A 14,170-nucleotide genomic window follows, 5' to 3' on the forward strand; every position below is an offset into this window, starting at 1 on the left:
TAAGGCACCGACGAATCACCGAGGACCATGCCGCGCGGCGCTAGAATCCTTGCTGCCGACGCCACGGCAGGACCACCGCTCCGCTCGCGTGAGACGAGGTCCTGCGATGCCACTCCCCGCTGCCGTCGGCACGGTCACGATCGCCTACGACATCCGCCACCCCGCCGGCGGCGCTCCCGGCACCGGCACCGTCGAGGTCACCATCCCCTTCGCCCTGCGGGACAGCACCGACAACGTGATCATCGCGCCCGGCGTCATCCGCGGCACCGTCACCGCCGGCGTCGGCCAGGTCGTCATCCCTGACCCGAACGACCCGCAGATCTCCCCACAGGGCTGGGCCCCACACATCAAGGTCCTGACCGACGTGTGGGCCGCGGAGTTCGACGTGGTCATCCCCGAGGGCTCAGGGGACACGACGATCCAACTCGCGGACCTCGCCCCGGCCGAAGCCCCGCCCACGCTGGTCTCCTACGCCCTCGCCGGCCACACCCACTCCGGCGGCGGAGGCGGCGACGTGCCCGACGCGACCACCTCGACGAAGGGCATCATCCGCCTCGCGGGCGACTTCGGCGGCACCGCGAACGCCCCGACCGTGCCGGCCTTGGCCGACAAGTACGTCAAGCCGGTCGGCGGCATCCCCCAGATCGACCTCGCCGCAGCCATCCAGGCGCTGCTCGCGCTCGCGGGCACCGCCGTCCAGCCCGGCGCGCTGGCCGCCGTCGCCACCAGCGGCGCGTACGGCGACCTCGCCGGCCGGCCGTCCATTCCGGACTCCTATGACGACCTCACCGGCACGGTCCCGACCTCCGCTCTACCCGCGATCGCCATCACCGAGTACCTCGGCGCGGTCGCCAGCCAGGCCGAGATGCTGACGCTGGCCGGCCAGCGGGGCGACTGGTGCACCCGCACCGACCTCGGCACCACCTGGATCATCACCGGCGACACTCCAACACAGCTCGCCTCGTGGACCGCCCTGTCCTACCCGACCGCGCCGGTCATCTCCGTCGCCGGGCAGACCGGCGCCGTCACCCTGGGCAAGGCCGACGTCGGCCTCGGCAACGTCGCCAACCTGGCCCCCGCAGACCTCGGCATCTCGACGGCGACGCAGACCGCGCTGGACGGCAAGCAGGCCGCCGACACGGACCTGGCCGCGATCGCCGGGCTGGCCCCGGCGGATGGCGCGCTGCTGCAGCGCATCGGCGGTGCCTGGGCAGCCCGCACCCTCGCCGGCCTGAAGTCGGACCTCACGCTCGACCAGGTCGCCAACCTCGCGCCCGCCGACCTGCCGATCAGCAACGCCACCCAGACTGCCCTCGACGGTAAGGTGCCGCTCACGCTGGTCGACGCCGCCGGTGACCTGCTGGTCGGCAGCGGCGTGGACACGCTCGCCCGCCTCGCCAAGGGAACCGACGGCCAGGTCCTCACGGTCTCAGCCGGCGCGGTCACGTGGGGAGCTGCATCGAGCGGCGACCGCGAGCTGTACCAGCCGTCCACGGTCGGCCTGTTGGAGTGGACCGCCGACCCGAAGGACGTGGAGACCGACTTCAACCACGCGTCCGGCAACCTGCTGATGGTCAGGTTCCGCTACCGCGGCTCTGCGGCGTCGATCTCCGAGATCGGGTTCGCCGTCACGAGCGCGGCCAGCGGCCCCGGCGCCTACTCCGGCGTCGCCCTCTACGAGGACGGCACCGGGGTGGTGAACCGCCTCGGCCAGTCCGCAGACGCGGGCGCCTCGTGGACCAGCCCAGGCGTGAAGTCGATCGCCCTCACCGCCCCGGTCAACGTGACGCCCGGCAACTACTATCGGGCGGCCATCCTGTTCGTCGGCTCCGGCGCCGGCAAGATCGCGGGCTGCGCCGCCACGATCTCGGACGCGCTGCTCAATCACGGTGTCCGCCGATCCGTCTTCCTGTCCGGCCAGACTGGGTTCCCCAGCACGCTCACGATCAGCTCGATGTCCACGAACAACGCGTTGTACTGGCTCGCCATGAAATGACAGATCAGGCGGCGGGGCCCGCGCCCTCGACCAGTGCAGGTGCCCTGCCGCCTACTCGTCGCCAGCGGTAGCCGTCGATGTCAAGGAACGTGAACGTCACCTCGACCACCCCTTCTTCGAGGCGCATCCGCTCTGGCGTGCCTGCGAAGTTGAGGTGATGCTGTACGGCCTCACCCTGCGGGCCGAGGACATCCGCGAAGCGACGAGCTCCCCGAACCTGGCGTTGCCTGAAGTACTCAGGGGTCCCGACCGCAAAGTCGTCGAAGACAGTGCCGTCGCGATGTGTGAACGTCACGGCTTCCAGGTCCACCTCAAGGATCGGCCGCGCGCCATGGTTGACGATCTTGATGCCAGGGAACCTCGTGGTCGAGCCGGGAATGTCACCTAGCAGCATCGCAAGTCCGCCGACGACCGTCCGCGCTTGATCGAACCGGTGCTCTAGCTCCGCACGCGCCGTCTCCCGCTCGCGCTCAATGCGTTCGGTCTCGGCTCGACGACGATCCCGAACCAACACCGCGAGCGCGACAATCACGGCCGCGATGCTTCCGACGCCGCCCGCCCACTGCCCCCAGGCAGCGAACTCGTCGGTGGGCCACGACCACCACAGGAAGTCCACGGTGGACGGTGGCTGCTGGAAGGCGAGCTCGATGGCGGCGTTGGTCAGCACCGAGGCAGGGTAGACGGGACAGCGCCGCGCAGCGGGCGCGCCACACCCGACAAGGAGAGCCTGCGTTGAGCACCGAGACCGGCCGTCTGCTTGGCGGCCCCCACGACGGCGTCGAGTTCCCGCTCGACCGGTTCTGGCTCGCTCCCGCACCGGGTGCGATGCCCCTGCCCGCTGAGCGGGTGCTGGTGGATCCCGACGGGCACAGCAACTTCTGGTGGCGCACCCGGTCCGGACACCTGGTGACCCAGCCGGGCCCGCCGTGCAGCAGGTACGACGTCGACCGCGACGACCCCGGCTGGATGTTCCGCTACGTCGGTGAGGTCGAGATGCCGATCGCCCCAGACGACCCACAGTGGCTCGGCTGACGCGCTGAACGCCGCATACTCGATCAGGAGGAACGCGGCTGGTCGATGCGAACGGTAGGAGCTGAACATGACGGCACCCGACACCCCAGAGCCGTCAACGCCCGCTGCGGTCGAGCGGTACGTACACAAGGCCAGGCTCACGAACGTCGACCTCGCCCAGCAGGAACAGCTCTGCCTCGACCTGCGGCTCCAGCACCACACGATCCGCGAGATCTCCGCGATCACTGGCTTGTCGGTCGGCACCGTGCACAAGCGGATCACGGACGCGATCGACCGGAACATTTCTCCGTTCGTGGAGAAGTACCGCGTGCTCGAGCGCGAGCGGTTGGACGGGCTGTCGCGGCGGGTGCTGCAGCTGATGGCGAAGCCGCGGTACCTGATGCATGACGGCCAGGTGGTGACGATCGACGAGGAGCCGGTCGAGGACATCGCGCTGACGCTGGCGTGCGTCGACAAGCTGCTGAAGATCCAGGAGCGGCGTGCGCGGCTGGAGGGCTTGGACGCGCCGGTGAAGGTGGATGTGGGGCAGGTTGAGGCGCCGCTTCCGGATGAGGCGTTGTCGATGATCGAGAAGGCTCGGAAGGTGGCCGAGGACGCGGAGCAGAAGCTGCGGAAGCAGGCCGAGGGCGCTTGATGGTCGTCTGACCGAAGATTATGACGCAGAATGGTCGTTGAACCGATGATTCTTCGGCGGCCTCGCGGGGTTGAGCCGGACAATCTTCACCGCGACCGGAGGTGCACGATGACAGCCCAGATGCCCCCGCTCGGCTCGATCGTCCAGTACACGCTCAGCGAGCACGACATCCGCAACGCCGAGCGAACCGTGCAGCGGCTCAACACCGCCGCACAGCAGAACCTCAACACCCCGCGTGTGGGCGACGTCTACCCGGCGATGGTCCTCCGCGACTTCGGCGCGTGCGTGAACCTGCGGGTGCACCTCGACGGAGGCCCCGGCGCCGAGCTGTGGGTGACGTCGGTGTCCGAGGGCGACGGGCCCGGCCACTGGACGCGGCAGTAAACGACGTGACCACCCATGACGAGGTTTCACGCACGGCGGATGACGACCTGGCTGACGCCGCGCAGTACCTCGCCCGCGCCCGGTCAGCGACGACCGGGGCCGAGGTGCTCGCGCTCGTCGGTATCGGCCACGCCGTCATCGCCGAGGTGCGGCAGCGGCGCGAGTTCTACCGGGAGGTCGTCGACGTCCTGACCGCGGCGAGACCCGGCACCCCGGAGGCGTAGCCGCGCCGGGGCCCTCGCCTGCGGAAGGACCACCATGGCGACCGAGGGCTTCAGCCTCGACCAGTACCTGCTGCAGTTCGACCCCGAGATGCTCTCGGACCCAGAGTGCCGTCGGCAGCTCACCCGGTACGAGCCGCTGTTGTTCGCGCTGCTGTACCTGCCGCACCACCTGCGCGGAGAAGGCGAGGACGCGCGGATCACCCTGTCCGAGTTCCACGTCCAGCTCGCCGAGGCTGCGAAGCGGTGGGCGCTCCCGACGCGCGAACCACGGTCGGACCGGGACGCCTACGTGTGCCCGCGCGAGGCCGGCAAGAGCACGTGGCTGTTCCTGATCCTGCCGCTGTGGGCCGCCGCTCACGGGCACCGGAAATTCATCGGCGCGTTCGCGCACGCAGGCCCGCAGGCCGAGATGCACCTCGGCAGCTTCAAACACGAACTCGACCGCAACCAACTGCTCCGCGCGGACTTCCCCGACCTGTGCAGCCCGGGCCGGCGCCCGTCGGGCGTGACCGAGGCCGACACCAAGTCGATGTTGATCGCCGCGTCCGGGTTCGTGTTCGCGGCGAAGGGCATCGACTCGCAGTCGCTCGGCATGAAGGTCGGCGCCCGCCGGCCGGACCTGCTGATCCTGGACGACATCGAGCCGAACGAGAGCAACTACTCCGACTACCAGAAGGCGCAGCGGCTCAGCACGCTGCAGAACGCGATCCTACCGCTGAACATCAGGGCCCGAGTCGTCATCGCCGGCACCGTGACCATGCCCGGATCGATCATCCACGACCTCGTCAAGACGGTGAACATGCCGGGCGAGGAGCAGGCCGAGTGGGTCGCGGACGAGAAGATCCGCGTGCACTACTACCGGGCGATCATCACCGACGACGAGACCGGTGAGCGGCGCTCGCTGTGGCCGGAGAAGTGGCCGCTCGAGTTCCTGGTGAGCATCGAGCACACCCGGTCGTACAGGCTGAACTACGACAACAACCCCATGGCCCGCGACGGGGACTACTGGAACGAGGGCGACATCATCGTCCACGAGCTGCCCGCGCAGACGGCGATGCTGTTGTCGATCGACCCCGCCACGACGTCGAAGAAGACGTCGGACTTCACCGGGCTCGCGGTGATCGCCTACTCGTCCTACCACCGGCGGTGCGTCGTGCTCGCCGCTTGGGCGATCCGCGTCCCGCCCGGCACGCCGCTGCGGCGCAGGGTGCTGGCAATCCTCAAGGAGTACCCGCGGATCCGGGGCATCGTGGTGGAGGTCAACCAGGGCGGCGAGGTATGGGAGAACAGCGTCCTGCACAACATGCCGGTGAAGGTGAAGACCGTGCACCAGGACGAGGCGAAGGAGGTCCGGGCGGCCCGGCTGCTGGGCTGGTACCAGACGCGGCCGCAGCGGAACCCGGCCAAGCCGGTTGGGCCGATCGACGCCCTGCCGTTCGTGGTGCACGAGCGGCGCATCCCGGTGGCCGAGGAGCAACTGATCGGCTTCCCGAAGGCGCCGCACGACGACGTGGTCGACGCCATCGGCACTGGGGTGGACCAGTTCCTCAGGCGCCGCCGACAGGCCGGAGTGGACGTCTACCGGCCAGGCATGGATGACGAAGACCTGGCGTCATGACCGGCAGTCACCAACGATTCTTCAGCGAAACGTCGTTATGGCCGGAGATACTCCGGTCAGCGGTTACTCTTGACGCAGCCCACCCAGGGGAGGTCGCCGCGTGAGCACACCGATGCTGTCCGAGTCCGCCGGCGCGGTCGTCGCCACCATCCTGGAAGAGCGCGCAACCAACCCGGACCTCGAATACGGCCTCGACGAACTGCGCAAGGCGGCAGCGGAGTACCAGAAGGCCGAGGACTACTTCGAGGACGATGTACCTGAGGTCTTCGCGTCCATCAGGCTGCGGCGGGCGATCGAGCGCACCGGCGTGGACTACAAAGTCAACTTCTCGCGCATCCCGGTCACCGCGGTCGTCAACCGCCTGAAGATCACGTCGACCCTGTGCCCCGGCAACGACGAGGCCACCGCATGGATCGAGCGCGAGTGGGAACGCAACCAGCTCGATCTGGCCGCCCCGAACATCCACCTACGCGCCGGAGAGTACGGCGATGCGCTCGTCATCGTCTGGCCCGCTGCGGAGGACAACGACGCCGACACCGGCGACATCGACGTGCCCGAAGAGTCTCGTGTCTCGGAAGGATCGGCGAGTCGCGAGAAGATCGACATCACCTACAACTCCCCGTTGTGCACACGGATCATCTACGACCCGGAAAACGAACGCGTCAAGGCGTTCGCGATCAAGATGTGGCGCTTGACCGACGGCCGGTCCAGGGTCGACCTGTTCTATCGGGACCGGCTGGAGAAGTACGTCACCAGGGGCAAGGTCCGGAACCCCACCGCCGCAGACTTCTACGTCTTCCGCGACGACGAGGACGACGAGTGGCCGTACGACAACCCGTACGACGAGATCCCGGTGTTCCACTTCCGCACCGACGTCGGCCCATACGGCACCCCTGACCACAAGGGCTTCTACGGCACCCAGCAGATCTTGCGGAAGTTGATCGTCACCCACATGGGCACGGTCGACTACCAGGGTTTCCAGCAGCGGTACGCGCTCACCGCCGAAGGCAGCGACACCAGCGAGACCGCGGCGGCCGACGAAGACGAGTTCTCCTTCGCCGACGACGACACCGGCGCCACCCGCACCCGCGGTGGAAGCGCGCCGTCCCAGCTCACCGCAGACCCTGGCGACCTGTGGTTCATGCGTGGCGTCAAGGCGGTCGGCCAGTTCGACGAGGCCGACCCTGACGTCTTCATCAAGCCTGCGATGTTCTACCTGCGATTCGGCGCGCAGGCCTGCGAGACCCCGGTCCGCTTGTTCGACGCGGTCACCGGCCAGCAGCCGTCCGGTGCGAGCTACTCGCAGCACGACCGCCCGTTCGACCAGAAGTGCGAGAACCGCGTGCTGTCGTTCAAGGCGACGTGGCGGGAGCTGTGGCAGTTCGCTCTCAAGGTCGCTGGGTTCGGGCGCGTGCCGGTGGTCGTCAACTGGGCCCCCGTGCAGCGCGTGTCCGGGCTGGAGGCCTGGCAGACCATCAAGCTGCAGATCGAGGCTGGTGTCCCCGTTCGGCAGGCATTCGCGGAGGCCGGCTACACCAACGAGCAGATCACGGCGTGGCTCGGCGAGGAGGACAACGACCTGCCGGCCCGGCTCGCGCTGCTGGAGCAGATCGGTGGCGTGCTGCAGGCTTTCGCTGGCGTCACAGCGTTCGAGCTGATCCCGGCCGAGCAGGTACGCGAGCTGATCAGCGCCGTGCTGGAGGTCGTGCCACAGCTCGCCGCCGGCAGCGCTGATCGGGACGAGTCGTGACCGGGCCTCAGCCTGCTGGCACCGACCGGGTTGTCGAGCATGCGGCGCAGCTGTACGCGCTGGAGGAGGCCGCACGGCTCGCGACCGCCGGGCCGCTGCGAACCGCGCTCGCCCGCATCGTGAGGGCAATCACCCGCGGGTGGATCACGCGGTTCGGCACGACGAAGAACCGCGCGGACCAGCGTCAGCTGCGGGTGATTGTCGACGCGGTGCGCGGGGACCTCGGCGAGTTGCGCCCCGACGCGTCTCGCCCGCTGGCCGCGTACGCCGTGCGGGCTTACCGGCTCGGCGTCGAGCAGGCCGCCGACGAGGTGCTGGTCGACGTTGACCTGGACGCGGCCGAGGCCGACGAGCTTCCCGACGACGTGCTGCGCGCGGTTGACGAGCTCGACGACACCATCGGCAGACACCTGGCGGACGCCGACCGGGCGCTGGCCCGCCTCGACGACGACCGGTTCACCGGCCTGATGAACGCGTTCGCGCCCGCCCAGCAGGCCGCGATCGCAGCGGACACCGCCGCCGCGTGGGTAACCAACCGCGCCGCGAACGCCGGCACCGCCGCCGTGGCGGACGAGCTCGGCGTGGAGCGCATCTGGATCGCCGAACGCGACGCGTGCGTGCACTGTCTCGGCCTCGCCGGCGAAACCTCGGTGGACGGGGTCTTCGACGCCACCAAGACCTTCGGGATCCGGCCGCTCGCGGTCTGGCCGGGCCCGGATCTCGTGTCTCCTCCGCGGCACCCGCGTTGCCGGTGCCGCACACAGCCCTGGCTGGGCACCAGGGATAGCGCCGGTGACACGGACTTCCGTGCGGCGCTGCAGCGCGAGGCGGCCCGCTCGATCTTGACGGGCTGGCGGCTCCCGTCCGAGAGCGAGCGGGTCCGCCTCGACGCCGCCGAACGGCTTCTGCTGTCCGGCACCACCCTGCTCAGCACCGTCCAGGCCCGCGCCCGCGCAGCCGTGCGCCGCGGCTCCTTCGAGACCTTCCCGCGCATCAAGAGCGGGGCCCGCACGAGATGAGGACCACCATGCAGGACAACACGATCTACCCGGTGCACCCCGTGTGGGGTACGGCCCTCGCGGTGTTCGAGGGCGAACCGGTGTGGCCGCAGCTCGGCGGCGCCCCGGACGACGATGACGACGGCCCCGAGATCGACCTGGAGAACCCAGGATCGGGTGCGCCCGCGGGCGGCGGTCAGCGGGACTTCCTCGACGACGAGCCGGACGACGATGACGAGCCCGACGAGGCACCGCAGGACGCGAAGCCCGGGGACAAGTCGAAGCCCGTCAAGGAGACGGACAAGCCGGAGCGCACCGCAGAGGACTGGCAGCGCCTCGAGACCGCGATGCAGAAGGAGCGCGAGCTCCGCAAGAAGCGCGAGGGCCAGATCGCGGAGATGCGCAAGGAGCGCAAGGCCGCGGAGACGTCGGGCGACACCGACGAGGCGGAGCGGATCAGGAAGGCCGAGGAGGCGGCGGCGTCCCGGTACAAGCCGGTCGCGGTCCGGGCGGCGGCGAAGGCGGCGTTGCTGGAGGCCAACTTCCAGAACCCGACTGAGGAGCGCGTCAAGAAGCTCATCCGCCGGCTCGACCTCGATGAAATCGACGTGGACGAGGACGGCGACATCACCGGCCTCCAGGACCAGATCGACCAGCTGGTCGACGACTTCCCGGAGTTGTTCACCGCACCGGTCCGGGCGTCCGAGCCGACGAAGCCGACGCGCCCGACGAAGGTCACGGCGGCGAACAAGCCGCCCGTGAAGCAGGAGCCCACGCGCACGGCCGACCGGATCGTGGCCAAGATCCACGCCTCCGGGCAGCGCTGAACCATGGAGCCGCGGTTCGCGGTACGCCGCGGAGTCACCCGCACGGTGCTGCTCGCCGGCCGGTGGGCGTTCAAGTTTCCGTCGCTGCGCTCGCACGGCAAGAGGCTTCGCGGCGTGATGTGGAGTCTCGCCCGCGGGCTGTCCGCGAACCTGTCCGAAGCCGAGTGGTCCGGGCAGGAAGGCCTCTGCCCTGTCCTCTGGTCGGCGGCCGGGCTCGTCAACGTCTACCCGCGGTGCGAGCCCGCGTCGGAGGACCTGACCGACGACGTGTACGCCGCCATCGGCTTCAACGGTCCCATGGACAAGAAGCCGGCGAACCTGGGCTGGCTCAACGGGACGCTCGTCTGGGTCGACTACGACATGAACTGGAACGACCGCCCGCCCTGCATGCACCGCGGCGGTGATCGTGCGTGACCGCGTCAGCATCAGGAAGACCGCGCCGCAGGAGTGGACGGTCACCTGGCCACGCCTCGGGTTCGGCGACCCGGAGGTCACGTCCTTCGCCAGCTGGGCCGGTGCGCGGGACCACGTCGTCGGGCTGCTCGCCCGGTTGCGCTGGGGCAGCACCGACACCGGCACCGAGCCGTGCACGAGCAGATCAGCAGCAAGATGGACGAGTACATGAGGACGCTGCTCGCCAACATGCCGCCGCTGGCGGCCGAGCCGTGGCCAACGCACGTCTTCATGACGCATCGCCAATTCGACGTGCTGAAGCGGTACACCGCGGCTGCGCCGCCGTTTCTCCAGCGCCCTGACGACCTCGGCGTGGTGGCCCCTCTTGCTGGCGTGCAGGTCGTGCTGCTGCCAGAGCGCACGTGGTGGCAGCGCTTCCGGGCGCGGCTGCGCAGGTGGAGGTGGTGGCGATGATCGACCACATGACGGCCGGCTTCCACGTCGTCGGCTGCTGGGCCACCCGCAAGCGAGTCGAAGCGAAGTGCGAGCTGATCGCTGAATACTTCACCGACGACTACGCACGCCGCTACACCGAGGCCGAGGTGATCGCGCGGGCGAGAAGGGAAACCTTCGACAAGAACCTCGTCATGATCACCACAACCGGTATCCGGTGGACCGTTCTCCGGCCTCGCAAAGAGGGCGGCGCTGACGAGATCCCGCTCGCCGAAGCAGGCACGATCCGTCTGCGGGACAGGACGATCTGCTCGATCGCAGGCGACTGCATCCCCCAACTCCTGGAGGAACCGCGGTGACGGCGGCGCTCGACGAGCTCGTGGTGTGGCTGCGCGAGCAGATCGCCGAGGATCGACGGATCGCGGAGGAGTCCTGCGACGGTCCGTGGCATGTGAACGACGCGGGGTACGCCGAGGCGATCTACGGCGCCGACGGAACGTGCGTGATCGGCGGCGGCCGTTGGGGTGGTGAGGCGCCCGTCTTCGACTCCACCGAGGACGCGCTGCACATTGTCCGTCACGACCCGCGCGTCGTGCTCGCCCAGTGCGCCGCACACGAAGCGCTCCTCGATGAGCACTGGGACGTCAACGAGGGCGACTGCGCCACCTGCGTCACCGGCAAGTGGGGCTACCCGACGCACGGCGGCAGCTCACCACAGCGATACCCCTGCAAGACCATCAGGATCGTCGCGCTCGCCTACCAGCACCGCCCCGGATACCGCGAGGAGTGGCGGCCGTGATGGGCCCAACGCTTCGGCACCTGTGCCCGGTCGACGAGTGCGACTTCTACCTCGACCGCCCGTCACCCCTCGGAGGGCCACCTCAGGGCTCGTTCCTCACGCTCGACGAGTTCGTGGCGGCTGTGGCGATTCAGGAGGCACAGGACGCGGAGGCCGTCCTCCAGGCGCATGTGGACACCCACACCCCGCTGGAGTACCTGCGCACGATTCAGCGCCTGAACGCGGAACTCACGAAGGTCACGGAGGCGACGCTCACCGAGCACGCGCTCCGCTTGGCCAGCGGCGGGATGCAGGTCCGCAACCCGCATCCGGACATCGAGCGCGTCTACCCGCTGGCGGAGTGGATCCGGGACGAGCTGCAGAACGGCAGCAAGGTGTACCGCCGTCGCGTAGTCGTGCTCGAAAACTGGACCGCAGTCGAGGAGGACACGACGTGAAGCTGCGATACCGCGTGGTGCAACGCGTGCAGCCGAGAGCAAGCGATCGGCTTCGAGGACACCAAGTACTTCCCCTGCGGGACGTGGCGCGACATCGCGCTCGCCTACCAGCACAACGACGGGTACCGCGAGGGATGGCGCCCATGACCGCATCCGAAAGGGCACTCGCCGACGGCCTGCTCCACCTCGTGCGCGCGGAACCGCGTCTGCTCGAAGAAGCGCCAGCCGACGACCAGGGTGCCGCGACCACGCGCCGTGTCCAGGACGAGGTGCACGGCTGCCTGCGCTGCGGCGAGCGCGCCCAGGTCGCGTGCATCGCGCACACCAAGCTCGGGCCCCGCTGGGTGGACCTCTGCCACGCGGACCTGCACTGGCTCCGCACCAACGCATCGTCGGAGGACCCCTCGTGACCGATCCTCAGCAATTCGGCGGCACGTTCGCGCTGCACGCAGACGACGCAGAACAACCGCTCGTCGTGGACGCCCTCAAGCACGAGGCGCGGCGAGCCCTCAAGCAGGCCGTGGCACGGGACGGCAGGCGCATCACCACACCGCTCCACGAGACCTGGACGCTGGAACGCCGCGGTGAGGACGACCAGATCGTCCGGGAACCGTGGGAACCGGGTCAGCCGTCAGCCGGCGCGCTGCGGGTGGTGTACCGGACCAATGTGGTGGCCGAGCGCCGCGCCGACGAGTTCCCGCCGCCCTACCCCGGCATGCCCGGCCTCGGACCGCACATCCCCGTCCTGCACGACCAGCTCGACGCCATCATCCCCCGCTGCTGCACGTTGCCGCTCCACCACGGCGAGCCCCAGGGCCGCATGGACGTCAACGGCCGCTGCATCTGCGACTGCCACGTGGAGCTGCCATGACCAGGTCCTTGAGTGACGTGACCGTCGAGCAGTTCCGTGCCGTGCTTCTTGATGCCGTCGAGCACGTCGACGTTATCCAACCGCCGGCGCTCCGGAAGCCGATCGGTCTCTGGCTGCGCAGCGTCGAAGAGCAAGCCCGCCGCGAGAACTGGCGGGTTCTCCTGAGCAGGCCCGTCATGTACGTCTGGGAAGCCGCCCAGGCCATCCTCGCAACCGAGACTGGCCGCCGCTGCGGCTGCTCCTGCCACCAGGAACAGCCGTGAGCCAACGCGCCCGTAAGGCCCGGATCGTCATCGCGTGGGTACTGCTCGTCGGTTCGGCCATCGGCTGGCCCATCACCGCGCTCACCGTCGCAAACGACGAACCGCAGTTCGTCCTCGGCCTGAGCTGGCTGGCGATCATCCTGTCCTCGGCCGAGCTCCTCACATCAAGCCAGGTCCACGCCGAACAGGGCAAGGAGAACAACGGTGGCTGAACCTCACAGGTTCTACCTCGACCGCCGCACTGACGTCACCGGCGCGTCCGGCACCGGCCGGGTCGCGGACGGCGTCCTGTGGCCGGACGGAACGGTCACGATTCGGTGGCGCGGCGAGCACCAGTCCACAGTGAACTGGGACGACCTCGCGAGCGCCGAGACCGTGCACGGCCACGACGGCGCGACCCGCCTCGTGTTCCTCGACCTGGACGACGACGAGCACGCCGCCGAGCTGGAGCGGCTGCGCGCGGAGGTGGCGTGGCTCCGCGCCGGCGAGGACCCGTCGACGGAGCCGGTCGAGGGCGTGCGTCCGACGCCTGGCCAGTGGCTGGCGCGCTGGAACCAGACGCCCGTCGATCAGCGCCTGGAACAGATCGGCATGTTGTTCGCCGCGGCGGCCGCCGGTGCCGCGTGCGAGCAAGCGGGGCACGCGACGTTGCAGGAGGAGCTCGTCGCGATGGCCCGTCGCGCCGGCGGCGCTGAGGCGAAGCTGCTGCGCGCGGCGTCCGTGCTGAAGCACGCGCCCAAGTCCTGCCAGTACCACGGCACCGAGTTCGAGAGGTCCGGCATGCGCCGGGGGCTTCCGAGGTGCGAGTCGTGCCAGCAGCCGTATCGAGTCACGAAGGTCCTCGCCGCGATCGAAGGGACCGAGCCGCCGTGCTGACCATGCCCCGCCACCTGTTCGACGCGATGCTCGCGCACTGCCGCGCCGAGCACCCGATCGAGGCCTGCGGTGTTATGCCCGGCCCGCGCGCTGGCGACGTGCCGGACCGGATCGTGCCGATGCGCAACGCCGAGCGCTCGACCGTGGCGTACCGGTTTAACCCGGACGAACAGATCGAGGTGTGGCAGGAGATGGCCGAGAAGCGGGAACGGCCGGTCGTCATCTACCACTCGCACACGGCGACGCACGCGTACCCGTCCAGGCTGGACATCCAGCACGCCACGATTCCCGAGGCGCACTGGGTGATCGTGGCGACGCGCGACCGCGGCAACGTCCGGATGCCGCCGGATGTGAAGTCGTTTCGCATCGTGAGCGGCGAGGTGGCGGAGGAGACCGTCACCGTCGTGTGAATGGTTCAAAGCAGTGGCACAGCTGGGTTACAGTGGACGTGCACTCCCGGTGCGAAGCCGACGGTTACTTCTCTCGTAAAGAAACCCACCGTCGGCGCCCTGATCTCGGGAGCCAACAACTTCACACGGCCCGGTGCGCAGGCGAGGGTTACTTCCTCTGCAAAAGGTGAGGCGCAGGTTCGAATCCTGCCGTCGGCTTCATGTC

At 69.2% G+C, this 14,170-nt stretch carries 22 protein-coding genes and 1 tRNA gene; 22 read left to right on the forward strand and 1 reads right to left on the reverse strand.

Annotated elements, in window-relative coordinates:
• Window positions 1-106: 106 nt before the first annotated feature.
• The gene (locus BBK82_RS03210; protein ID WP_065913642.1) at window positions 107-1,996 is read left to right on the forward strand and encodes a hypothetical protein; all 1,890 of its coding nucleotides are present in this window, start codon (window positions 107-109) and stop codon (window positions 1,994-1,996) included.
• Between the two features lie 4 nt (window positions 1,997-2,000).
• Here the strand turns inward: BBK82_RS03210 and BBK82_RS03215 are convergent, their stop codons facing one another.
• Window positions 2,001-2,663, reverse strand: a complete 663-nt coding sequence (locus tag BBK82_RS03215; protein ID WP_065913643.1) for a hypothetical protein — start codon at window positions 2,661-2,663, stop codon at window positions 2,001-2,003.
• A 65-nt stretch (window positions 2,664-2,728) separates the two neighbouring features.
• Here BBK82_RS03215 and BBK82_RS03220 point away from each other — a divergent pair, with 65 nt between their 5' ends.
• From BBK82_RS03220 to BBK82_RS49645, 21 genes are all read left to right on the forward strand, one after another.
• Window positions 2,729-3,028 (forward strand): hypothetical protein, encoded by a 300-nt coding sequence (locus tag BBK82_RS03220; protein ID WP_065913644.1) that lies wholly within the window; start codon window positions 2,729-2,731, stop codon window positions 3,026-3,028.
• Between the two features lie 67 nt (window positions 3,029-3,095).
• The gene (locus BBK82_RS03225; protein WP_065913645.1) at window positions 3,096-3,662 is read left to right on the forward strand and encodes a hypothetical protein; all 567 of its coding nucleotides are present in this window, start codon (window positions 3,096-3,098) and stop codon (window positions 3,660-3,662) included.
• 108 nt (window positions 3,663-3,770) lie between these two features.
• Window positions 3,771-4,046: a hypothetical protein gene (locus BBK82_RS03230; protein WP_154697023.1), complete on the forward strand. Its 276-nt coding sequence runs from the start codon at window positions 3,771-3,773 to the stop codon at window positions 4,044-4,046.
• A gap of 5 nt (window positions 4,047-4,051) precedes the next feature.
• Window positions 4,052-4,270, forward strand: coding sequence for a hypothetical protein (locus BBK82_RS03235; RefSeq protein ID WP_065913647.1), 219 nt, complete (start codon window positions 4,052-4,054; stop codon window positions 4,268-4,270).
• 34 nt (window positions 4,271-4,304) lie between these two features.
• Window positions 4,305-5,888: a hypothetical protein gene (locus BBK82_RS03240; protein ID WP_065913648.1), complete on the forward strand. Its 1,584-nt coding sequence runs from the start codon at window positions 4,305-4,307 to the stop codon at window positions 5,886-5,888.
• A 100-nt stretch (window positions 5,889-5,988) separates the two neighbouring features.
• Window positions 5,989-7,638: a phage portal protein gene (locus tag BBK82_RS03245; RefSeq protein ID WP_065913649.1), complete on the forward strand. Its 1,650-nt coding sequence runs from the start codon at window positions 5,989-5,991 to the stop codon at window positions 7,636-7,638.
• Window positions 7,635-8,657, forward strand: a complete 1,023-nt coding sequence (locus BBK82_RS03250) for a hypothetical protein (RefSeq protein WP_065913650.1) — start codon at window positions 7,635-7,637, stop codon at window positions 8,655-8,657. Before BBK82_RS03245 ends, BBK82_RS03250 begins: the two co-directional genes overlap by 4 nt.
• Window positions 8,658-8,665: 8 nt before the next feature.
• Window positions 8,666-9,463, forward strand: coding sequence for a phage scaffolding protein (locus BBK82_RS03255; protein ID WP_065913651.1), 798 nt, complete (start codon window positions 8,666-8,668; stop codon window positions 9,461-9,463).
• A 3-nt stretch (window positions 9,464-9,466) separates the two neighbouring features.
• Window positions 9,467-9,877, forward strand: coding sequence for a hypothetical protein (locus tag BBK82_RS03260; RefSeq protein WP_065913652.1), 411 nt, complete (start codon window positions 9,467-9,469; stop codon window positions 9,875-9,877).
• Window positions 9,870-10,088, forward strand: coding sequence for a hypothetical protein (locus BBK82_RS03265; RefSeq protein WP_154697025.1), 219 nt, complete (start codon window positions 9,870-9,872; stop codon window positions 10,086-10,088). Before BBK82_RS03260 ends, BBK82_RS03265 begins: the two co-directional genes overlap by 8 nt.
• Complete coding sequence (locus tag BBK82_RS03270) at window positions 10,049-10,330, forward strand: hypothetical protein (protein WP_154697026.1); 282 nt, start codon at window positions 10,049-10,051, stop codon at window positions 10,328-10,330. The genes BBK82_RS03265 and BBK82_RS03270 overlap by 40 nt, the downstream gene beginning before the upstream one ends.
• Window positions 10,327-10,668: a hypothetical protein gene (locus BBK82_RS03275; RefSeq protein ID WP_154697027.1), complete on the forward strand. Its 342-nt coding sequence runs from the start codon at window positions 10,327-10,329 to the stop codon at window positions 10,666-10,668. The genes BBK82_RS03270 and BBK82_RS03275 overlap by 4 nt, the downstream gene beginning before the upstream one ends.
• Entirely contained in the window at window positions 10,665-11,108 is a 444-nt protein-coding gene (locus BBK82_RS03280; RefSeq protein ID WP_065913656.1) for a DUF6221 family protein, read from the forward strand. Before BBK82_RS03275 ends, BBK82_RS03280 begins: the two co-directional genes overlap by 4 nt.
• The gene (locus BBK82_RS03285) at window positions 11,108-11,545 is read left to right on the forward strand and encodes a hypothetical protein (RefSeq protein WP_154697028.1); all 438 of its coding nucleotides are present in this window, start codon (window positions 11,108-11,110) and stop codon (window positions 11,543-11,545) included. The genes BBK82_RS03280 and BBK82_RS03285 overlap by 1 nt, the downstream gene beginning before the upstream one ends.
• Window positions 11,546-11,688: 143 nt before the next feature.
• Window positions 11,689-11,955 (forward strand): hypothetical protein, encoded by a 267-nt coding sequence (locus BBK82_RS03290; RefSeq protein ID WP_065913658.1) that lies wholly within the window; start codon window positions 11,689-11,691, stop codon window positions 11,953-11,955.
• Window positions 11,952-12,416, forward strand: a complete 465-nt coding sequence (locus BBK82_RS03295) for a hypothetical protein (RefSeq protein WP_065913659.1) — start codon at window positions 11,952-11,954, stop codon at window positions 12,414-12,416. The genes BBK82_RS03290 and BBK82_RS03295 overlap by 4 nt, the downstream gene beginning before the upstream one ends.
• Complete coding sequence (locus BBK82_RS03300; protein WP_065913660.1) at window positions 12,413-12,679, forward strand: hypothetical protein; 267 nt, start codon at window positions 12,413-12,415, stop codon at window positions 12,677-12,679. The genes BBK82_RS03295 and BBK82_RS03300 overlap by 4 nt, the downstream gene beginning before the upstream one ends.
• Window positions 12,676-12,891 carry a hypothetical protein gene (locus tag BBK82_RS03305; RefSeq protein ID WP_065913661.1) on the forward strand — a complete coding sequence of 72 codons (216 nt, stop codon included), beginning with the start codon at window positions 12,676-12,678 and terminating at the stop codon, window positions 12,889-12,891. The genes BBK82_RS03300 and BBK82_RS03305 overlap by 4 nt, the downstream gene beginning before the upstream one ends.
• Window positions 12,884-13,555, forward strand: a complete 672-nt coding sequence (locus BBK82_RS52625; RefSeq protein ID WP_065913662.1) for a hypothetical protein — start codon at window positions 12,884-12,886, stop codon at window positions 13,553-13,555. The genes BBK82_RS03305 and BBK82_RS52625 overlap by 8 nt, the downstream gene beginning before the upstream one ends.
• Before the next feature lie 2 nt (window positions 13,556-13,557).
• Window positions 13,558-13,965, forward strand: coding sequence for a M67 family metallopeptidase (locus BBK82_RS03315; RefSeq protein WP_170068091.1), 408 nt, complete (start codon window positions 13,558-13,560; stop codon window positions 13,963-13,965).
• A gap of 137 nt (window positions 13,966-14,102) precedes the next feature.
• A tRNA-Ser gene (locus BBK82_RS49645) sits at window positions 14,103-14,163 on the forward strand.
• Window positions 14,164-14,170 lie beyond the last annotated feature (7 nt).

The organism is Lentzea guizhouensis (assembly GCF_001701025.1).
Lineage (GTDB): Bacteria > Actinomycetota > Actinomycetes > Mycobacteriales > Pseudonocardiaceae > Lentzea > Lentzea guizhouensis.